This window comes from Neorickettsia sennetsu str. Miyayama, assembly GCF_000013165.1.
Taxonomy (GTDB): Bacteria; Pseudomonadota; Alphaproteobacteria; order Rickettsiales; family Anaplasmataceae; genus Neorickettsia; species Neorickettsia sennetsu.
Window position 1 is genome coordinate 650,185 of record NC_007798.1, and the last position, 21,703, is coordinate 671,887.

Below are 21,703 nucleotides of genomic sequence, written 5' to 3' on the forward strand. Positions count from 1 at the left end.
AGAGATTAGACGCAGGACCAAATCACAAACTACACAAAGTACTATGCTCCCTTGTAAAACCCAAGTTCGCTATAATTGACCTCTCCCAAGAAAAGAAACTTTACAAATTCCCTAGACTGATTAATCCCTTCATTTTCCAAAATAGTGATGCTATACCAGATCTCCGGATATAATTCTTGTGGTACCTCGAACAGCCTCGTAAGCCCAGCGCTCTCGTGTTGGATGGCAATACTCCCTGGCAGGATAACAAATGCACCGCTTTCAATAGCCGCACGACCTAAGTTCTCGAAATTTTTCACTCTTACCGATCTACCCGCACATAATTTTAACACAACATCATTGATTATTTTTCCCATTACATTACCAGGATCCGGTACGATAAAAGCAGAATGCCTTTTTGCAATTTTTAAAACCGTGTTCAGACTATTACGTTTGCCTATTAGGCCCATTATTGGGCTGCTTTCCGCGATACAAACGTACAACTTATCGGATGCAAATGGCACACCATTCAACTCTGGCTTTTGACCTAAATGAGCAATAGAAACAACAGCATGATGTCCCTTTTCTAGGTCCGCAGATAAAAGGTCTGAGTTTTCAAAATCAGCAGTAACAATCATTAGCCTTCTTTGAGCATAATCTTTAATAATTTTCCGAAAAGGAATACTCAAACTACTATCAACTGCTATGTGTAAATCCGATATCGCAAATGAATTGAGAGGTACAGACAAAATCAGAGCACATAAACCAAAAGCAAGAATACGCAACATATAAAAAGAAATAGACAATATAACGTCAGTTTTTGCCGACGCAGCATATTTCCCTTTGCAAGAAGTCGTTCTTATGCGAGAATCGAAATCCTGGGTTTCATGTAGGTACCGTGCCTGCATACAAAATTAGAGAAATACCTATAGAATTTTGTTAACCACGCAGCAAGAGCCATTATAGTACTCAACTGGAGAATATTTAAAGAAGATGAATTCTGAAAAAGTAAAAGTGAATGTGGAGGAATTTTTAAAAAGCACAGCTGGACCCTTCGGTGTCTCTGCCTCTTTGGAACCAAAGGGATTCTTTTATGATCCAGGGTATGCAAAAACTGCTCCATGCAAATCTAGCATTACTTTCATAGATGGTGAAAATGGGATACTTCTGCACAGGGGCTACCCAATAGAGGAATTGGCACAAACTTCTGACTTTTTGCAGGTCGGCTACCTTCTCATTGACGGCAAACTTCCAGATTCCGCTGCTACGCGAGAGTTTGAAGAGAGGATAAAACACGTACCGCAGCTTCCTGAGTGTGTCTTGAAAAATATCCGTTCTTTCCCAACGAGTGCGCACCCGATGGCAGTTTTAATCTCTGCACTTGCTTCGCTCGCCTCAGTGTACGGAGAAATGGACTTTAATCAGAAGAAGTTACTTTTAGTTGCCTATACGCCATGGCTCATAGCGCATATATACCGACACATCAATTCTCTGGAGTTCGTTGAACCTGACATCAGGCTTCCTTATACCGAGAATTTCCTGTACATGATGTTTGGTGAGAAAAAGCCCAAAGATGCGGAAATCTTGGACAAAATCTTTATCTTGCATGCGGACCATGGTCAAACTGCTTCGACCTCTGTTGCACGGATGGTTGTATCTTCAGGAGCAAGCCCGATTGCGGCATGTTCTGCGGCTACAGCTAGTTTATGGGGACCACTGCACGGTGGCGCAAATGAGCGAGTCCTGGAAATGTTGAGAGGTATAGTTGAAAGCGGTGAGAAGGTAGAAAACTTCATTGAGCGCGTTAAAAGAAAAGAAGAGAGACTTATGGGTTTTGGGCACAGGGTGTATAAAAACTATGATCCTCGTGCAGCCATATTAAAGCAAAAGGCTCATGATGTGCTAAAAGCCGATTCACCTATTCTAAAAACTGCTGGCGAACTTGAAACAATCACAGCAAGGGAAGAGTACTTTCTGAGTCGCAAATTATATCCTAATGTCGACTTCTATTCGGGAATAGTGCTAGACGCACTGGGAATATCATCTTGCATGTTCACACCGATTTTCGCACTTGCTAGAACAGTAGGTTGGGTTGCACAAATCACAGAGTTCTTGAGTGACAGTGAACAAAAACTTTGCAGACCTAGACAAATTTACGTAGGCGAACCAAGAAGAAACGTACACGGTTGATCAGCTTTTAGTGGTTCTACGCTCGTGCGGAGAACCACATAAAAGTTACCAAAAGGAACACTTTGTACCACATTTCGGGCGTTGTGCAGCGATTCTATGCAGTCGCCGAAGCCTGGATCGACTCCTTTGCACCAGAAAATATACCCAACAAGAATAGTACCGTTACTTATTTGTGTATTTAACAACGTGTATATTTTCCCGCAACTTTAGAGAGAGCTCTTTTAACGCTTCCGTAATCTTCTTTGAGTAGACAAACTTGATTAATCGTCCACGTAAGTGATCAGAGTCCAGAGAAAGATTAAGTATAATACGATCGTCCCTTCTTACTTCTATATCGTGCCCTATGAGAAACAAATCCCTGCGATCCTTTGCTTTCAACTCAGAAAGTCTCCCAGAATAAAGAGTCTGGTACATACCAACAACATCCGACTTAGGTGAAACTAAACCTTTGTATTCAACTGAGAGAACAAAATCATTTTCCTTATCGAGAACTTGGAAACGACTCCCATCTACTTCTTCGGAGATCTTGCCTACAGCAAGCCGAGAAACTGCGGTCCTAATATTAGGCTGCAATCCATCAAGTCCTAACCAGCCAAGCTCCTCCGTAGACCCATTACTGTTAATCCTCTTCAGTTTGAAGGTATTCTTTTTTTTGAGTAACTCACGCTTGATTGCATCAAAATCACTATCATCAATGCGCACTCTAGGTCTGATGATTTGGTCAACAACTTCGGAGAGAAAGACCTGCTTTTTCAGATATTCTTCAAACAACGCCATATGCGCCCCATGATTGATTCCTAACGCTCGAAGGTGCTTGAGTGCTGCGTCATATTTTTGATCAGAAAAGGGAAGTCCAACCCTTTTTGCGTACTGGTAACACACTTCCAAGTCTATCATCTGCTCTAAGACTGCAGAATAAGAGAGGTCAGACTTTTCTCCAAGCATTACAACAAAGTTTTGATAGTTGCGCACATCTTGATTCGAGATTATCACATCCCCAACCATAGCAGCAGTTTTAACTTCAATGGAGTAAGATGGCAAAGACAAAAAAGAAAGAAGAAAAACAACGCAGATAACTCTAAACATCACACAAATACCTCCTCCAAACGAAGTACCTCATTGTACTTAGCAACTCTCTCTGAGCGACTTAAAGAACCAGCCTTGAGAAAAGCACCTCCACAAGCAACAGCTAGATGTGCTATTGATAGATCCTCGGTCTCTCCTGAACGGTGTGAAATGACCACTTTATATCCAGCTTTTCTAGCCAGTTTTATGCTCTCAATCGTCTCTGTAACGGTACCAACTTGGTTAATTTTCACAAGCACCGCATTGGCAACACCAGTTTTTATTCCCTTTTTTATTATCTTAGGATTGGTAACAAAAATATCATCCCCGACTATGTGAATTTTATCAGAAAGCTTTCTCGTCATTACCTGCCAGGACTCCCAATCACTCTCGTACAGCGGGTCCTCGATAGAAACAATATCGTACTTTTCTATGATCGCAGCATAGAAATCGACCATTTCGTTAACATTCAACAATTTTCCATCGATACTATATTTTCCATCTTTATAAAAAGTCGAAGAAGCTGCATCAAGAGCTATTTTAACGCTCTCTTTACTATCACCAATGGCCTCAGAGAGAAGTCCAAGCGTCTCTTCAGTAGAAGAAAGATCAGGCGCGAAACCACCCTCGTCACCAACATTCGTACTCTTCCCATATTGTTTTAGAAGCCCCTTCAAACGGTGAAAGACGTCTGCTGCCTTCTCCATACTTTCTCTAAAGGAACGACGTCCAACCGGGCAAATCATGAACTCTTGGATTGCCAACCGATTATCGGCATGCACGCCACCATTTATGACATTTAACATCGGAACAGGAGGAACATATACAAAATCGTCACCCTCGCTGGTGAGTAAGTTATGAAAAACAATACACAAAGGAACGCCCCTAACACTTGCATTTGCCTTCGCAACTGCAAGAGAAACAGCCACGATTGCATTAGCTCCAAGCACAGACTTATTTGTCGTACCGTCTAATTGAATCAAAAGAGAATCTATTTCGGCTTGAGCAGCGACACTCTTCCCCATAAGGGCCGGAGCGATAATCGTGTGGACATTTTCTACAGCACGCAAGACACCTCTCCCAGACAGACGCGCTTTATCGCCATCGAGCAATTCACAGGCCTCTAGAACTCCTTTTGATGCACCAGAAGGTGCTATTGCGCACCCGACTCTACCGCAACTAGTTGTAACTTCAACCTCGATTGTAGGCCACCCCCTACTATTGAAAATCTCACGGGCTTTTACTTTTTGTATTTGCTGCATAAGTTAACGGGATACAGAAACGCTTGTTTGTTCTCAGTACTTCTGCTAAACATTCATTCTAGCAATTCGTGAGAAGGATATGAAGCATTATAGCTGTATCAGACAACCAGAAAATTTCCCTCTGGAAGCAAACGTGGTTGTTGAAATTTCAGCTGGAAGTAGTGGTGTAAAATACGAGATCAATGATGATGGACTCGTTTGTGTCGATCGGTTTATTGCCGTAAGCATGCATTATCCCTGCAATTATGCTTTCATTCCGAATACTCTAGGAGGAGACGGGGATCCTCTTGACGCATTGGTAGTCACCAGGTCACCTTTGATGCCAGGATCATTAATCCGTGTAAAGGTGATAGGGGCATTTGTAATGCGTGACGAAAAAGGAGAGGACGAAAAATTACTCACCGTGCCGATATCGAAAATCGATCCGTACTATACCAACTTCAATGAACCGGGAGATTTTCCCAGTATCTTCCTTGAGCAGATCGAGCATTTCTTTCGGCATTACAAAGATCTTGAGAAGGATAAATTTGTCGAGGTCGTAGGTTGGACTAACTCTGAAGCTACACGTAGGGCTATCACTAAGCTCCTTAAGACTTAAACACATACCGGTACTAGGCACGCTCCATATCCAAATCTCATTACCTGAGATTATGCGTACTAATTTTCGTCACGAAAAAGAGGAGTCATTGAGATGCTTATGGAAGTGCGCAATCTCCTCCTTTTATTCTTATACCAAAGAGATACGAATGCTTTAATTAAACACTCAAGCCCCATGTAAATATTATCGACGTTAACAATGCACCACTGGTAACAATTTCCACATCACTTTCCCAGAAAGAAAACTGTAACCAGGCACCTTAGAATTTAAAAACGCACTATCTCACTCGCTTTAAGAGATCGTAAAAAAGGCAAGTAACTAGGATTATCCTTTTCATTTCTTTCGAGATAACGCATCAACTCATGTAGGTTTCTTGCGTAACTCTCCTCTGAAACTGTCCCCTGGTGCCTGAGTACAGTTAAGTAGATCAAGTAAGTATTCAAAACATCTATCTCACAATAATTTCTAATTTCTGTGATTCTTCCAGCATCGTACATGTGCGCAACCTGTGCACCATCGATACCAAGTTTTCCGGGCAATCCAAGTACTGCACAGACTTCACTCATCTTGACCCTTGCTGAAACTCCATACTCAGAAAGCAAATCAATCAGGTCGGTGTGCCAGTTCGCGCTGTACTTGTTATTATAACTGTTCCACTTATCACCGGAATGATAAAAATTACGGGCAACGACACCGTAACGCATCGCACGGTACTTTAAGACAGGGAGATCGAAAGTCCTACCATTGAAAGAAACAAGCCTAGGTAGTGACTTACATACATGATCAAAAAAGAACTGTACTAGTTCTTTTTCGCTGTAGCACTGAATATCTCCAGAAGCAATTTTTTTTAGCTGAAAGAACTCACAATCATTTTTACAAGTCAGCGTCGCTTTAAGCAGCGATATTACAATAACCTTGTGAAAGGGCTGCCTGAGAAACGGGTTCTTACCATCTGTAATGTCCAAATGATAATCTTCCATAGCCTTTCGCATTACGGCAACATCTTTACCTTTAAAACCCGTAAGTACCTCACATAGGCCCGTATCAGGAATGGTTTCTATATCGAAGACAACTATGGAATCCATATCATTCAAACCAAGCAATTCTCCCTGAGAAGCACACCCCAACCAACTATTCCTGAGTAGACCACAATTTCCAAAAAGGATAATTTACACACAGACATTTATCGATGGAAAACTCATTTGAGAGAGTTACGCAACTTCTTAAGAACAACGTCTTTACCAAAGATTTGCATAATTTCCACCACCGAAGGGGAGTGTTCTTGCCCTATTAAGGCCATTCTCAGATTCGTATAGACCTCTTTAGCAGAAAACCCAGAAAGAGAAATGTACTCTTTCAAAATTTGCTGTAAACTAGGACCCCAATCGGTATTTTCCAGTAGTTTTAGTACCTCCTGCAGCAAGAGCCTATCTACCTCTAGACACGAATCAGTACACCAACAAAACTGAAGATTATCTTTCAATTCAACAATTGAGGAACACTTTTTTCTAAACAGTTCAACAAATGCAATGAACGCACTATAAGAAACTATTATTTTTTCTTCAACAAGACTCCGAACCTCTGAGGCTATCCTCTCAAGTGGTAATCCACTGATATAATAAGAATTAAGGCTGTAAAGCTTTTCACGGTCAAAGCGAGCAGGAGATTTGCCAACTGCTGTGATATCGAAAAGGTCTATAGCCTCCTGTATGGAGAATATTTCTTTATCACCATGACTCCATCCTAGCCTAAGCAAATAATTGAACATCGCTTCAGGAAGTATACCTGCAGTTCTATAATCTATTACGTCGACAGCACCGTCCCTCTTTGAGAGCTTAGCACCATGTGTATTGTGTATTAGCGGTATATGAGCAAAGTCCGGTAAAGACCAACCCATGCCTTCATATATTAGTTTTTGGGCAAAAGTATTCGTAATATGATCAGAACCCCTTATTATGTGAGTTATACCCATATCATGATCATCGACAACCACTGCAAGCATATAGGTTGGGCTCCCATCTGACCTGAGAATCACGACATCATTGATGCTATCACCATCAGCTGAAATCTCGCCTAAAATCAAATCGGAAAATTTTACTGTCTCATCGTGATTTACTTTAAGGCGCACTGCACCATTATCGTGATAAGCCTTACCCCGGTTCAAAAGCTCAAGTGCAACTTCTCTATGCCTATTAACATTGACAGATTGGTACACAAGCTCATCATAAGAAAGCGAAAGCCATTTAAGAGCCTGCAGAATTGACTCAAGATAAGCCGTATTCGACCTAGCTAAATCAGTATCCTCAATTCTAAGAAGGAACTTACCACCATGCCTTCTAGCATAGAGAAAATTAAATATGGCAGTCCTGAGACCACCAATGTGCAAATTACCTGTCGGAGATGGCGCAAACCTTGTAACAACGTCCATTCACGAAATATGTTAAATCACCCTGAAAACATTAACACTCGACCTACCACTAGACAAGGTAAAGACTCATGGACCCCCCACTATGATAGTAAGTCCTACCTGGCTTGAAGAAACTCACGAACATTGCTTGTATGCCTTATAAAAATAAGCACTGTTCCAGCGAGTATCGGCAAAAATACGTAGAGCTCTAACAAGGCATAAGAATACACAGCACCAATAAAACAGGCAATCAAAGAGGAAATAAAGGGCTGCCTAAACAAAACAAAAAAGATTCCCCATGTGCATACAGCAACAATGAAAACTGGCAGGACCAAAACAAAGTAAACACCCATCATTGGTGCAACTCCCTTACCACCCTTAAATGCCATGTAAACAGAAAAAACATGCGCAAAAACCGCAACAAAACCCACTGTCGATGCGAATACATCACTGCAACACTGCACTGCCAAAAAAACTGGGGCTGCTGCTTTCAAAAAGTCCAGCATAAAGACAACAGAACCAAAACCTAACCCCATAACTCGGGTCATATTTGTCGCACCAATGTTACCTGATCCCCTAGTACAGATATCAACTCCAAAACAAGCAGATATACACCGACCAAAAGGGATCGCTGCAATAACGTAAACGAAAATTATAAAGGCAAGGCGGTTCATTTCGAAAGCGGAAGCCATAGCCACTCATTCTAACGCAGTCAAAACTGACATTGAACCCCCTCTCCCATGAAGTGTGAAAGCTTACAAGCAGCGGAAACGCGCAAGTACTATAAAAATCACTAAACCAACCTACTAGGCTAATACTTGTTCCTGTCTTGGTATGTAGAAAGAAAAATAACAGCAAGATGTAGATCTTGGAAAGTACGCAATCTCATACCATGTTTTCTTCGTTCTCTTCGTCCGTGTCATCTAAAAAATCGGACAGATCCTCTTCTTCATCTAGATCCTCAAAGTCTCCATCTTCATAATCGGAATCATCCAAAAGAGACTCGTCTTCAAGAAGCGCTTGATCTTCATCTATAGCCAATGGAGCATTCTCTTCTAATTCCTTAGCCTCCCTTTCCTTACGCATCTTTTCTTCAAATTTTTTGGGATCAAATGGTTCCTGGGTCGGGATAGAAATAGGATCGAGGATTTTTTTCGTGAAAAAACTATCTTCGAAATACCGTATCTTTTTTGATTTGATAGGATAAGTAGATTCAATCAATAGGATCTGCTGGTCACGCGGCAACATTATCACCTCCTGAGGCAACAGAAGCGCACGCTGAGTCTCGGAAATATGCAGCGACCTCGATGCAGGATTCAAGTCAAGAAACTTCGGTTTGTTAAGCGATTCCTGTGCAACTGTCTTATTACCAACCAACTGCGAAATTAAATTTGCCGTTTCTATGTTGTTTGCAGCAAAAGTAATTCTGTAGGTAGAGTTCGAGAGAAAAGAGTTCATCCCTGCTTCCTCGTAGATACCTTTTAGCTGCTCTGTATCTTGGATGATAAGAAACAGACGTACGTTATATCCACGAAAATATGCAATACCAGTTTTAAACTGCTCCATCTCACCAAGGGTAGGAAACTCGTCCATCATAAACAAAACACCATATGGTTCGTCTTTTTGTGGAAGATGCCTACACAAAAACTCTGTTGCTTGTTGATAAAAAACCTGCATAAGCGGCTGTAATCTCGTCAAGTTGTCTGGTGTGAGGCCCACATACACCGTCGTAAGTTCTCTTTTGAACTTCATAAAATTAAAGTCACTAGTAGCCGTCGTGGTATCAATAAGTGGGTTTGCCCATAATTCGAGCGAGGAGTTCATTGTCGATATCACACCAGATCTTTCTTTGTCTGCCTTTTGAAGAAAAGCAGCAATGTTCATATAGGCAACTGGGTGAATCTTTTTACCCATTGTATCTAACGCAACAGCGAGACTATACGTAACATCATCGCTTCTCATCACCCTTACCACCTCTCCAAAGGACTTTACCTTTTCTGGTACCGCAAGAATGTACAGTACTACCCCCAGAAAAAGACTTCGGGCTTCATTGACCCAGAAATCTTGTTCGGGCATTAGGAGGTTAGCGATTTTCTGAACATCATCTACCATCTGCCCCGGCTTTGAACTAACCCAATCCAACGGATTATAGCAGTGACTTTTACCATCTGGATCAGCTGGACTCCAACAATAGACCTTCTGACCCATCTTTTTCCTATAACCGCTAGTTAAGGTGAAGTTCTCAAGTTTGATATCGTGAACAACAACAGAATCTTCCCAGAAGAGAAGATTTGGGATAACAAACCCAACACCCTTCCCAGAACCAGTTGGAGCGAACAGTAAAGCGTGTTGAAACCCCCCTGCAATGAGGAAACCTTTCTTATCTTTACCAAGCAGTATCCCTTTACGACTTCTAAGCCCGATTTTCCTTATTTCCCTTTCTGTTGCCCACCTTGCATCACCGTGCACAGATTCTTTCTTCTTGAATGGGCGCCACTCCATAATCGGTGCACGGAGCATATAAAAAACGACTCCGAGTATTCCAAACGGAATGCCTAACGAGACAGCAAGTTTTATCTTTACAGCTGGGGCCCAAGCATCCCAATTATTGAAAAGATCACTTATATAGACAAAAATTGTAGGCCAAAGACGTGTAGGAAACCCGTCCAAAGATGGTTGCAAATCACGGAAATTGAGGTGTTCTATTCCCCAAACTGCAACCACAAAAATAGCCGCTGACATGTAAAGGGCCAAGGCAAAAATGAACGCCAGAAGAAAAAATATCGTTATAATATTCCTAAGCTGTCTCATAACGCGCTCTGACTCACCCAATGCCCATGCTCAACTACCACTCTCAAGCAAATCCTTGGTAAGCAAGATCTCAGAAACAAATCTCTTCCCATGACCCGCTCTTTTGAGCTGAACAATAACATCTACCACATTCATTATATATTCCTTAATTTGCACAGGAGGAATTCCCAAACCGGCCTGCATTACCATAAGTTTCAGTTGCTCTATGGCCATCTTTGGGGCATCCGCATGCAAAGTGGAAATCGAGCCCGGATGCCCTGTATTAATAGCCCTAAGAAAACTAAAAGCCTCCGCACCCCTTAATTCACCAACTATAATTCTATCAGGACGAAGACGCAGGCACGCCTCTATCAGATCCTGAGTTGTAACATTGGCACGACCCTGTCCACCCTTTGAGGCAACTAAATGCACCCTATTCGGATGCTTAGACAACACTACCTCCCGAGCATCTTCGACCGTGATAATTCTTTCATAAATCGGTATTTCGCGAAGCAGACTATTAGTAAAAGTTGTCTTACCAGTCGATGTACCACCGCTGATGATGATGTTCTTTTTCTCTTTTATCGCAAGTTCGAGGAAACTTTTCACATCACCACCCTTCAAGAGCTCGCGGAGGCGATTATCTATATCAAGTGAAACATCACGACACTTAAGTTTCTCAAATGCGCCCATTGCCTCATAATCACCAAGAGACAATTGTATACTGCTAGGTTTCCTTATTGAAATTACAACCGTCCCCGCCTCTGCAACGGGTGGCAAAGCCAACTGGATCCGACATTCATTTGGCAGAGAAGCAGAGAGAAGTGGAAACTCTCCACTTACATTTTGCTCTGTGGCTTGAGCAACCAATTTCGCAAGTCCTTTAAGGTGTTGAAAGTCAAGCTCAGGAAGTTCAGATCTCATAATCTCACCCTTCTTTTCGATCCACACCTCCCCGGGTTTATTGATCGAGATCTCGTTGACATCACTATCCTGAAATAGTGCATCCAAGGGCTCCAGGTATTTATTCAGGGCTGTGTATTGCATACGAATCAGTTAAGCACCTTATACTCTTGAAACGCGGCTCTTGGAAAAACCACGTCTTGATTTACGAATACCTTAAGCCTTGTACCCTGGTTCACAGTAAGCGTTGGGTTCACGTCGGCCGTGCGCTTGACATAATCCGTTACCTGCTTTGAGGCATCTTGAATAGCTTGCATGGCAATAATCGCACCCGGAGAACCTTTCACCTTCGATTCATCAGCATTTTCATCCTTCAGCGACGGCCTGTTTTTGGGAACGTTCATCTGACTTTTATTCGTTCCCATTATCTTATCCACTATCATACCACTTGCTACTCTAGCTGTAGCAAGGAGGATAGATGTGCTCATAACATTAGAAACTTTGTTATTCACAGCTCCTCTAACCCCAGCTCTACCAAGCGAATCCACACCATCAAAGCCACCTAGATTTATATCTATTCCGTTAGGGAGAATAATGCGCGACCACGTTATATCAACTCTAGATTGCGTAAAGGAAATGTCTGTTGAGTATGATCCTATTAGTCTTGAGCCCTTAGGAATTAAAATCTGGTTACCCGATTCAGAAAAGACATCCCTACTCACGACCGCACGCACTTTCGCTTTTAGATCGGTGTTTACAGCTGTCTCGAGAACAGCATCCAACATTTTGCCCTCTGTGAGTACATAATCCAAATCCCCAACATACCCAGCAACTATCTGCCCAGGCGTCCTCGTCAATTCCTTATCTTCAGGAGCAGTCGTATCTCTCTGTTGAAGCGACCTCCTCAACTCACCTAACTTACTCGGATCAAGAAGAGAAGCCGGATCGGAAATACTAATCCCACTGGACTGTCCTTCCGAGGAGGTGACTCCCCCTCCTCCAAAGGCAATCATAGGGGTGCTTCTATTGTATTTATTTATGCCACTACTCACCTTACCAGGTGGATCCATAGCGCTGGATGCAGAGCCAGGTGGCTGAGGAAAAAATGACGGAAGAGACGGCCCAGCCCCGGGCTTAGTTGGAACAACAGGAGGCTTCTCTGGTATAGCAGGAACAGGTATTGCAGGTAACTTTGGAAGATCAGATATCTTTGGCGGAAGAAGCACAAGCGCCGCATCATCCTTTGGGACGAGAAAACCTTCCTTCGTATCGGTTTTTATCTTATCGGAAACGACCCTCTCTTCAACCTGAGTTTCTCTCGCTGGAATATGTGTATCTTCCTTCTGTGACTCGCTGGAAAAAAACTTATATGCAAAAAAAAACCCAACTACAACAATTAAAATATAGATGAGCTTCTTTTTAATGCTCCCACCTTGTATCCCGGAACCTCTGTCACTAACCTCTACAGACTCATCACCTATACTAAACTCTTCCAAATCGTTGTTTTCCTTATTTCCGCGCATAACCAACTACCCCAAATCATTATTCACCACTTCTAACACGGAATCCTTGTAACGTAGATGCAATTTCTTATGCACACCTTCTATCACCATATAATCCCTAAACCGCCACATCCTAGCTCGAGTCTCACTCCGATCTGAATTCACAATGAAAATTCTAGGGATATTGTCTCCTTCAAATTTGAAAAAAGTGAGCCCAAGATTATTCATCACATCTTTGAGCTCAAAATCTGCCTTCCCACTAAAGGAGTAATTTCGACGAAGAGAGCCATAATGTAATTCGTATAATTTACCCCCCACAGAAAGTTCACCCGTACTTGAGGCATCCGAGGAGACCTCATCAGGATACTGAAACCGTACCATGTAGCTAGTCTCATTCACTTTTCTTTTCTTCTCGTCCTCTTCGGAGGCACTAAGCAAATCAAACACGTAAGTGCGCTTATCAGTAACTACAACCATGTTTGTTGAAAGTCCCTTTTCAAGAGGTCTCAGGAATATTTTTTCACCCACAGGATTTACACTCCAACCAATACTGTTGCCAAGAGCTATTGTTTTGATTCTCTCCTTATCAGAAAACTTGATGAAAGACTGATATCCATAACTCGTATCCACCTGGAAGATTGTGCTCTCCGAATAGACGAGAGTTCGCACACGCGGATCATGCTCGAGGGCATATGCTCGTATGCAGAAAAGTGCGAAAAACACAACAAAAAACAACTCACGAATGATCATCATCTACCTGATAAGAAACAACAACAAAACCAAGAGGATTGAGGCGCCTATCCTCTTCTGAAAGATCAAGATCCATATAACTGTATCTGACAGACACAATCTTATTTGTGACACTCACTCCACCATCACTATTTACAAATCTCATAGTAATTCTCATCTGAACCGTATCACTGTCTAGATGTCTTATGGAGCGAACCTCGTATTTAGAATCCGCTACATTAGCGTATAAGTTGAGCGGACTTGTAGGATTACTTAAGGAGAGAGATCCCTTAAACAGCGTATAAAGGCTAGGATCTGAAAATACTCTCACTGTGGTGTAGTAATCGTAACGATACGTTGCAGGATGAAAAACCTCCCTTGCCTTTACATACTGCGTAACAAAATAATTCGTTATTGCCCTGTTTGCAGAATACTCCTTTACCGTAGCAGGATTGACGCGTGCTATAGTTCCGGTTTTCTTGGAAACTTCGATCACAAAAGCCTCTATTGTTCTTGAACTACTAACCGCAAACAAAGCAAAAACAACTAACATAAGGGCTACTATGACCCCCAAGTTCAGCACCACAAGAAAGTTCCTTTGCAGAGTAACCCGTCCTACGTGCTCCTCGTACCAGTGGGCCACCTTTTGTTTCGCTTCGCTTTTGCTTTTGAAAAACCTCACCATACACCCATCAGAAATACAGAACACAAACCATACTAGACAAGATCTAACAACAGTTCCTTAGTAAAATATCAACTTCCGTAGGCAGAACAACAAAAAAACAACACTGCAACCAAAAAAGTGAAGAACACGAACCAGTAGCATGAACAGCACTCAGATATACTACAGTATTCACCAAGATGCTACATAAGCAAAGAAACAGGTCACAGCAATCGCACAAAAAAGACTACAAAGAACGTAAAGTAACCCTGACTTAATTTCAAAAAGGTTAAAAACCTAAGCGATAAAGATATGCCCAAGCTTCTCAGATTTCGTTTGAAGGTACTTGTGATTGTAGGGATTGCTCCTCATCAAGATTGGCACACGAGACGCAACGTCTACCCCTGCGGAACTGAGTTGACGGATCTTCTCCGGGTTATTTGTAATGAGTCTAACTTTTTGGACACCAAGATCTTTTAGAATAAGCCTTACCACTCTAAAATCACGCTCGTCATCCTTAAAACCAAGACAGAGGTTTGCTTCAACTGTGTCAAGACCCTTATCTTCTTGCAGATTATATGCACGTATTTTGTTCGGTAATCCTATACCCCTACCTTCTTGCGAAAGATACAGTATTATTCCACCCGCTGGATCCTCAGCAATCTTCTTAACTGTATCGTGTAGTTGATCCCTGCAGTCACACGATAGACTACCCAGCAGGTCCCCTGTATAACAGGAAGAGTGCACCCTAACAAGCGGCTCCTTTGAACTCAAAGGGTCACCTATAATAATTGCATAGTGCTCTTTCAAGATTGACCGGTAACATACCATGTAGGAATCCACGTTCTCTCTTATCCGTATTTTTGCTTCTGAGACGCGGGTAATATGTTGCTGCACCAGCCCTCTCGATATGGCATCCAAATCCATTACCTGCAACCCGTTGGAAAAGGCAAAATTCAACATATCTGTGCGTTCCTGGAATTCGAGTGTGGAAACAAGGACCTCTGGCAGAAGCTCAGCCATCTTTGCAAGCACTACTAGCAGCTCCTCTTCCTCACTAGCAGGAATAGTCTCTGCTAACCTTATCAACAATTCCAACCCTAACCTAAGTTCTTCAACTACTTTTAGAGACAATCTCACACTTTGATTATTTGAACTGCCCGAATGAAAACCAATGCGCTCAGCAGACAACAAAAGTGAGACTCCTACTTTTCCGTAATTCCTAAAGAACCCTTCTACATCGCATGACTCACGTGGAGCCGCAACAACGACTTTAGAGAAACTGCAAAAAATCACCGGGATACCGGCTTTGAACGCGCACAAAGCAAAAGCCGCTTGACGCTCAGGAGACAAAGACATCAGAAACAAAAAGAAAGGCTAGAACGAAGAAAAACTACTTCATCTATATACTATCTAGGAACTGTTGATCAACAATCGGCACAACGCAAATGTTACCGCACAACTAATGCATTTGCAAAACTCACACTACAATGGGTTCTAATTTAAGAAAGAAACTAGCAAGGTAACGCTAAGTGGACTATCATACTGTTCTGTTAGCCGATCTTTCAAAGCACAGTGACAGAAATCACAGTAAGAGAAGCAATAAGAAATGCAATGGCCGAGGAAATGCGCCGTGACTCCGACGTTTTCATTATCGGTGAAGAGGTGGGTAAGTATCAAGGAGCATATAAAGTAACACAAGGGCTCCTCGAAGAATTCGGCGAAAAAAGGGTCGTGGATACACCCATAAGCGAACATGCTTTTGCAGGTATAGCCACTGGAGCGGCTTTTGTAGGTCTGAGACCAATAGTCGAGTTTATGTCATTTAATTTCTCACTACAAGCAATGGACCAGATTCTTAACTCTGCCGCAAAAACACATTACATGTCTGGTGGACGTCTGAGCTGTCCTATCGTCTTCAGGGGACCTAATGGGGCTGCTGTTCAAGTAGGCGCGCAACATTCACAATGTTTTGCTGCGTGGTATTCTCACGTACCCGGTTTAAAGGTAGTAGCTCCATACTTTGCGTCCGATTGTCGTGGATTGCTAAAGTCAGCAGTAAGAGATAACAACCCTGTCATCTTCTTAGAAAACGAAAGGACATACGGGCTCGTACATACTCTTACTGCAGAGCAAGAAGCAGAGGATTACTTGGTTCCAATTGGGGAGGCAAACGTTCTCAGAAATGGTACAGATGTCACGATAGTGACATTTTCGATTTGTGTAGAACTAGCACTTGAAGCAGCAGAAGCGCTAGAAAGCGAACATAACATAAGTGTTGAGGTAATAGATTTGCGTACACTTAGACCGCTAGATTTCCAAACGATCATTAGATCCCTTGAAAAGACGAATAAATTAGTCACACTAGAACAGGGTTTTCCCGTTCTGAGTTTCGGATCTGAAGTATCAGCAAGAATCATGGAGGAAGGCTTCGATTTACTAGATGCGCCTGTGGTCAGAATTTCTGGCAGAGACGTTCCAATGCCATACTCTAGTGCACTAGAAAAGCTGGCTCTTCCTCAACTACCTGAGGTGATAGAGGTCGTAAAGAAAGTAGCCACCAGCGGAATCTAGTTGCTTACTCCGCTCATAACTCCACGCTGAGATGCGTCAGGACTGGTAGCATCTGCCCTTAAATTTGAACTGTGAGTTGTGGCTAAAATCGCTTACCAGAAAGCTTTGGTTCCATAACATTAGGTAAAGGACCACAAGACACATTACTATGGACTTACTCAGCCCTTACTGCTTAAGCAAAATGACTCTACTGCAAGAAACACGGATTCAGGATCAGCTTCTTGGAAGAATTTAGCGTTTACACGAAAATTGGCAAAGGACTTCTTGAATGCTATTGTACATCTATACAAATCGTGCGAAATTTCCAGATTTCATATAGCTAGTTGAAGTAGTGAATTGGTGGTATAGGAAGGCATGACCAAGAAAAATCCGGTTTCGTTTCAAAAACTTGACTTTGCACTGAAACACCTTGAAACAACGATCCTGAGAAGGATTCAACTTGAAAAAATAAAAAAACAGCAGGAATGTGAAAAATTATCAACCGAGATAGCAGAGTTGAAAAGACAAATAAGCGTGCACCTGAACGAAATTAAAACTCTGAGAAGTATAATCAAAGAGACAGCTGCGGGGATTAGTGAAGTCATAGAGATTATCGAAAAGGTCAATCATCAGGCATAATTAAGCGTATTTTGATTAAGCCAGATTCCAGTAAATTAGATAAGCCTAGTTGTAGATAGGCATGGTGAACTTACAATAGGTCCTCAAATTGCACTTGCATTTGCTTAAGTTAGACTGTAGAAAGCACAGATAGACAAGCTTTATCTCAATACCTGCCCCTCTCAGAACACAGAAAAATCTCTATGAACATGCTCATAACGAAAAAGATCACTATAAATGGCGCAGAGTACAAGGTAGCTTGCTCCAAGGAGGATGAAAATCGCATAGACTACGTCGCAGAACAATTAAATCAACGGGTCAAGAAGATTTCAGCAGCGTCACATTCAAAATTAAACGACGCCACTCTGCTCCTTTTTGCCGCCTTGGAGCTAGAAAGTCTTCTCTTAGATACTACTACCGAAGATATGGCTTGTACTGGAAGTACAAAACATCAACAAGAAAAAGTTATTGAGTACGCTACAGCTACTATTGAAAATTTTATCAAGCACGTAGAGAATATGGATTGACGTGTGCGGACGTGGCGGAATTGGTAGACGCGCTAGACTTAGGATCTAGTGGGCATCCCGTGGAGGTTCAAGTCCTCTCGTCCGTACCAGGATGCTTTAGGGCTTAGGTCTATCGCTATGCTATTGAAGGAAGTTTATAGTCACGGCTTAAAAAGAAAATACGAGGTCGAGGTACCGGCATCCGATATAGATGCTGGTTTCAAAGAGGCTATTGAAGACAGGATAAAGAAAAATGTCTATCGGGGTTTTAGGAAGGGTAAGACTCCCTTTGACGTCGTTGCGAAACAGGAAGAAGGCCTGATAGATAGTGTTATCGTCGACCAAGTCTACAGACATTGGTACGACATTAAGCAAAATGAAAAGCTTGTCCTTTTCAATAACCAGGAAGAAATTACAGGTATAGATGCTACAGCATACAAAGAGAGTAAAGCTGCCGTTAAGTTCACTGTTGAGTGCGAGCTTCTCCCACAGATCCCGAAGATAGACTTTTCCCAGGTAAGTGTCAAAACAAAATCATTTGAGGTGTCTGAGAAGGACATAGAAAAGTATAAACAAAAAGTGAAGGAGCAGCTCGTGGACTGGGTTGATCTTGCTCAGTCTGATTCGATAGAGAGTGGAGATAGGGTAGTTGTTGATCTGCGCGGCAAAGTTGGCGATGAGGCATTTAGGGGTGGTCAACTTGATAACTTCGAATGTCAGGTCGGTGACGGCAAAGTAATTGCTCCTTTAAGTGACGGACTGATTGGCATGAAGGTTGGTGAAGAACGCCTCATTCCAGTTCTGTTTCCGGAGGATTATCACGATATTGCAGTTGCCGGTAAAAATGCTGTTTTCCATACTTTGGTAAAGAGTGGGAAGAGGTCGCAGAAAGTGTCAGATCCGGAAGCTGCACTACTCAAGCGGTTGTCCTGCAAAACAGATGACGAGACTAATGAAAAAGTAAAAAGCCTCCTCAACTTGGAATGCTCAAAAAGGATTAATGAACTTCTCAGGAGGCAGATAGAAGCACAGTTGGAAAAATATGATTTTCAAGTTCCAGAATCACTTTTGGAAAGACAAGAACGCTATGTTAAGGTTGATCTTCCAAGCATTTCTGCAGATGATCTTAAAAAAGAGGCTATGCGAAGAACCAGACTTTCGCTTATTCTGGCTGAGTTCGCAGCAGAGAGAAATATATCGATTGATAAGACCGATGTTGCTCGTCATCTGCTAAATGTTTCCATGGCTGCTGGTCTAGATTCAAGCTATTTAGCAGAGATATATAGAAACAATAAGGACTTTGCAGGTTCGGTAACCCTTAAATTAATGGAAAGTAAGATATTTGCTGCATTACTGGAAACCGTGCAGAAGGAAGCTGAAGCTTCGAGTGTTGATGAAATACTCGGTTGTACAGAAGAAAAAGTTGGGACACAGGTATAGACACAAATGGAAATGGATACTCTTGTCAGAGAAAAAATGAATCTTGTTCCGATGGTAGTTGATCAAACACCTCGGGGCGAGAGAGCGTACGACATATTTTCAAGACTCTTGAAAGAACGTGTTGTTTTCCTCACAGGACCGATAGAGGATGGAATGGCTAGTCTCATAGTCGCACAGCTCCTTTTTCTCGAAGCAGAGAACCCTGATAAGGATATTTTTATGTATATTAACTCTCCAGGTGGTGTCGTGACTGCTGGCCTTTCGATATATGATACAATGCAGTACATAAAGCCATCTGTCTCAACCGTTTGCGTCGGTCAAGCCGCTTCTGCTGCCTCTTTGATACTCGCTTCTGGCGCAGAGGGAAAACGTTTTGCTCTTCCGCATTCGCGTGTAATGGTACATCAGCCCTCTGGTGGGGTACGAGGCCAGGCAACCGATATGGAGATTCACGTAAAAGAGATATTACAGCTCAAGAGAATGATTAATGAGATCTACCAAAAACATACAGGTGAAACAATAAAGAAAATAGAAACGTTGCTCGAGAGAGATACCTTTTTGAGCCCGGAAGAAGCGAAAAAGGTTGGCATAATTGATGACATAATCACACAGAGGAAAGAGAATAGTGGTAAACAAGAGTGATCTGGTTCCGAAGTGCTCTTTTTGTGGTGAGACGGAAGACAAAGTACGGAAACTTGTTGCGGGTATGTCCGCATTTATCTGTGACAGATGCATAGCGTTATGCTCTAACGTACTCAGTGAAGAAATTACTCTTGAAGCAGTTTCTGCAGAAAGATTCACTCCGAAGGACATAAAGAAATACTTTGATTCATTCATTACAGCTCAAGAGGACGCCAAGAAAATACTTTCTGTTGCGGTCTATAACCATTACAAATGCTTTGTGGGTAATAGGCTTAATTCGAAGGATGTTGAAATCACAAAATCTAATATTCTTATCATCGGGCCTACTGGCTGCGGAAAAACACTTTTTGCAAAAACATTGGCACGCTTTTTGAATGTACCGTTCGCAATTTGTGATGCTACAAGTATTACTGAGGCTGGCTATGTAGGAGACGATGTAGAAAACATCTTGAGGATGCTCCTACAATCTGCTGACTACAACGTTGAAGCAGCACAAAAAGGAATAGTGTACATCGACGAGATTGATAAGATTTCCAGAAAGTCGGACAGTCCATCCATAACAAGAGACGTCTCTGGAGAAGGGGTTCAACAAGCCTTGCTCAAAATTATGGAAGGGACAATTGCATCTGTTCCTCCTCAGGGAGGGCGCAAGCATCCAAACCAGGAAACCATACAAATCGATACGACTAACATATTATTCATCTGTGGTGGTGCTTTCGTCGGGTTAGACAATATAATCGCAAACCGTCAAAGCATTAATACGATGGGATTTAAATCTGAACTTCAAAGTAAAGAGGTTTCTCCAACAATACTGAAGAAAGTCGAACCTGAGGATCTGGTTAAATTTGGTATGATTCCTGAATTTGTTGGACGGTTGCCCGTAATAGGAGTGCTTGATGAACTAACGGAAGACAATTTGGTCGAAATACTGTCGGTACCAAAAAATGCACTCGTAAAACAGTATGTATGCTTATTTGGAATGGATAATATACAACTCTCCTTTAGTGATGAAGCACTCAAGACAGTGGCTCGTGCAGCAATCAAAAGAAAGGTCGGTGCTAGAGGGCTAAGGGCAATTATGGAATCTGTACTACGTAATTACATGTTTGAACTCCCGAGTAACAAAGATGTTAAGACACTCATTATCACAGAGGATATAGTACGTGCAGAGATGGCGAACACTTAGTGCTGTTCCAGCCACTTAGACGCCATATGATCAATTGTAGAAATCTTTTTACGCTGGTAGACCATTTGTCTTTCAGGAAAATTTTTCGACAGTATAAAAGAAGTTAAGTAACGGTTTACAAGCCGGCAGTGTATCTTAGGTTTTGTTTCCTTTATTTTAATTCCAAAATTAGAAAGGTTACCTTCCAGCATACGTTAATTTAAGGGTTGTGATAGATAAAAAAAAAGCCCTAGGCCCGATAAGGCAGGGGTAATACTATGGGAACATAGTTGTATTGTGTAAGTTCGTATACTTTAAGGAAATTTCTCTCATAAACAACGCCTAGCACAGGCTGCTGTCCAAACAGATAAGTCTTCAACTTAAATATCCTTAAAGTTGCTAGTATCACAAAGCTACCACTAACCATATTACAGTACTAAGAAGTACCTGAGAAATGGTACTTTCTTCACATATTTTCAAAATTTACTGCTGCAGAACTACCCCAAATTTAAATTCATCAAATGAAGTGCACACTTCTCCCAATACATAACGACCATATGTGCAAAATTTTTCTATTCAAAGAAGTACCCAGGTACATCAAGACATAGGCAACCTACTATAGCAAGATAGTATTAAATACGGATTTCTCAACTTTTGCTTCCACTGGTTCAGCATTTAAGTTAAGTAATATGG

At 42.0% G+C, this 21,703-nt stretch carries 20 protein-coding genes and 1 tRNA gene; 9 read left to right on the forward strand and 12 right to left on the reverse strand.

Features of this window, described 5'->3' with window-relative positions:
• Window positions 1–41: 41 nt before the first annotated feature.
• Window positions 42–887 (reverse strand): hypothetical protein, encoded by an 846-nt coding sequence (locus NSE_RS02960; RefSeq protein WP_011452111.1) that lies wholly within the window; start codon window positions 885–887, stop codon window positions 42–44.
• Window positions 888–972: 85 nt separating this feature from the next.
• Between NSE_RS02960 and NSE_RS02965 the strand changes: the two genes are divergently transcribed.
• On the forward strand, window positions 973–2,169 hold the full coding sequence (locus NSE_RS02965) for a citrate/2-methylcitrate synthase (RefSeq protein WP_011452112.1): 1,197 nt from the start codon (window positions 973–975) through the stop codon (window positions 2,167–2,169).
• A gap of 162 nt (window positions 2,170–2,331) precedes the next feature.
• Here the strand turns inward: NSE_RS02965 and NSE_RS02970 are convergent, their stop codons facing one another.
• Window positions 2,332–3,255: a SurA N-terminal domain-containing protein gene (locus tag NSE_RS02970; protein WP_011452114.1), complete on the reverse strand. Its 924-nt coding sequence runs from the start codon at window positions 3,253–3,255 to the stop codon at window positions 2,332–2,334.
• On the reverse strand, window positions 3,255–4,496 hold the full coding sequence (eno, locus tag NSE_RS02975; protein ID WP_011452115.1) for a phosphopyruvate hydratase: 1,242 nt from the start codon (window positions 4,494–4,496) through the stop codon (window positions 3,255–3,257). Before eno ends, NSE_RS02970 begins: the two co-directional genes overlap by 1 nt.
• 79 nt (window positions 4,497–4,575) lie before the next feature.
• On the opposite strand from eno, the gene ppa reads away from it, so the two are divergent.
• Window positions 4,576–5,094 (forward strand): inorganic diphosphatase, encoded by a 519-nt coding sequence (gene ppa / locus NSE_RS02980; RefSeq protein WP_011452116.1) that lies wholly within the window; start codon window positions 4,576–4,578, stop codon window positions 5,092–5,094.
• A gap of 266 nt (window positions 5,095–5,360) precedes the next feature.
• Here ppa and NSE_RS02985 read toward each other — a convergent pair whose 3' ends face one another.
• The 9 genes from NSE_RS02985 to ribA all read right to left on the reverse strand — a co-directional run bounded on the left by NSE_RS02985 (window position 5,361) and on the right by ribA (window position 15,445).
• Window positions 5,361–6,179 carry a 3'-5' exonuclease gene (locus tag NSE_RS02985; protein WP_011452117.1) on the reverse strand — a complete coding sequence of 273 codons (819 nt, stop codon included), beginning with the start codon at window positions 6,177–6,179 and terminating at the stop codon, window positions 5,361–5,363.
• 113 nt (window positions 6,180–6,292) lie between these two features.
• Window positions 6,293–7,522: a glutamate--tRNA ligase gene (locus NSE_RS02990; RefSeq protein ID WP_011452119.1), complete on the reverse strand. Its 1,230-nt coding sequence runs from the start codon at window positions 7,520–7,522 to the stop codon at window positions 6,293–6,295.
• Between the two features lie 95 nt (window positions 7,523–7,617).
• A complete protein-coding gene (locus NSE_RS02995; protein WP_011452120.1) occupies window positions 7,618–8,193 on the reverse strand; it encodes a glycerol-3-phosphate acyltransferase in 576 nt (191 codons plus the stop codon).
• A 193-nt stretch (window positions 8,194–8,386) separates the two neighbouring features.
• A complete protein-coding gene (locus tag NSE_RS03000) occupies window positions 8,387–10,312 on the reverse strand; it encodes a type IV secretory system conjugative DNA transfer family protein (protein WP_011452121.1) in 1,926 nt (641 codons plus the stop codon).
• Between the two features lie 30 nt (window positions 10,313–10,342).
• Window positions 10,343–11,338: a P-type DNA transfer ATPase VirB11 gene (virB11, locus tag NSE_RS03005; RefSeq protein WP_011452122.1), complete on the reverse strand. Its 996-nt coding sequence runs from the start codon at window positions 11,336–11,338 to the stop codon at window positions 10,343–10,345.
• A gap of 5 nt (window positions 11,339–11,343) precedes the next feature.
• Window positions 11,344–12,717, reverse strand: coding sequence for a TrbI/VirB10 family protein (locus NSE_RS03010; RefSeq protein WP_011452123.1), 1,374 nt, complete (start codon window positions 12,715–12,717; stop codon window positions 11,344–11,346).
• A gap of 6 nt (window positions 12,718–12,723) precedes the next feature.
• Window positions 12,724–13,449: a P-type conjugative transfer protein VirB9 gene (gene virB9, locus NSE_RS03015; RefSeq protein ID WP_338037077.1), complete on the reverse strand. Its 726-nt coding sequence runs from the start codon at window positions 13,447–13,449 to the stop codon at window positions 12,724–12,726.
• The gene (locus NSE_RS03020; RefSeq protein ID WP_011452125.1) at window positions 13,433–14,110 is read right to left on the reverse strand and encodes a virB8 family protein; all 678 of its coding nucleotides are present in this window, start codon (window positions 14,108–14,110) and stop codon (window positions 13,433–13,435) included. The genes virB9 and NSE_RS03020 overlap by 17 nt, the downstream gene beginning before the upstream one ends.
• Window positions 14,111–14,383: 273 nt before the next feature.
• Window positions 14,384–15,445: a GTP cyclohydrolase II gene (gene ribA / locus NSE_RS03025; RefSeq protein ID WP_011452127.1), complete on the reverse strand. Its 1,062-nt coding sequence runs from the start codon at window positions 15,443–15,445 to the stop codon at window positions 14,384–14,386.
• 216 nt (window positions 15,446–15,661) lie between these two features.
• On the opposite strand from ribA, the gene NSE_RS03030 reads away from it, so the two are divergent.
• The 7 genes from NSE_RS03030 (at window position 15,662) to clpX (ending at window position 21,031) form a co-directional block, all read left to right on the forward strand.
• Entirely contained in the window at window positions 15,662–16,660 is a 999-nt protein-coding gene (locus NSE_RS03030) for a pyruvate dehydrogenase complex E1 component subunit beta (RefSeq protein WP_011452128.1), read from the forward strand.
• Between the two features lie 354 nt (window positions 16,661–17,014).
• On the forward strand, window positions 17,015–17,278 hold the full coding sequence (locus NSE_RS03035; protein WP_011452130.1) for a hypothetical protein: 264 nt from the start codon (window positions 17,015–17,017) through the stop codon (window positions 17,276–17,278).
• A 188-nt stretch (window positions 17,279–17,466) separates the two neighbouring features.
• Complete coding sequence (locus NSE_RS03040) at window positions 17,467–17,784, forward strand: cell division protein ZapA (RefSeq protein WP_227028939.1); 318 nt, start codon at window positions 17,467–17,469, stop codon at window positions 17,782–17,784.
• Between the two features lie 5 nt (window positions 17,785–17,789).
• Window positions 17,790–17,873 (forward strand) — tRNA-Leu (locus NSE_RS03045).
• Window positions 17,874–17,901: 28 nt separating this feature from the next.
• Window positions 17,902–19,203, forward strand: a complete 1,302-nt coding sequence (tig, locus tag NSE_RS03050) for a trigger factor (RefSeq protein WP_011452132.1) — start codon at window positions 17,902–17,904, stop codon at window positions 19,201–19,203.
• 36 nt (window positions 19,204–19,239) lie between these two features.
• On the forward strand, window positions 19,240–19,845 hold the full coding sequence (locus NSE_RS03055; protein ID WP_041917580.1) for an ATP-dependent Clp protease proteolytic subunit: 606 nt from the start codon (window positions 19,240–19,242) through the stop codon (window positions 19,843–19,845).
• Window positions 19,829–21,031, forward strand: coding sequence for an ATP-dependent Clp protease ATP-binding subunit ClpX (clpX, locus tag NSE_RS03060; RefSeq protein ID WP_011452134.1), 1,203 nt, complete (start codon window positions 19,829–19,831; stop codon window positions 21,029–21,031). Before NSE_RS03055 ends, clpX begins: the two co-directional genes overlap by 17 nt.
• Window positions 21,032–21,703 lie beyond the last annotated feature (672 nt).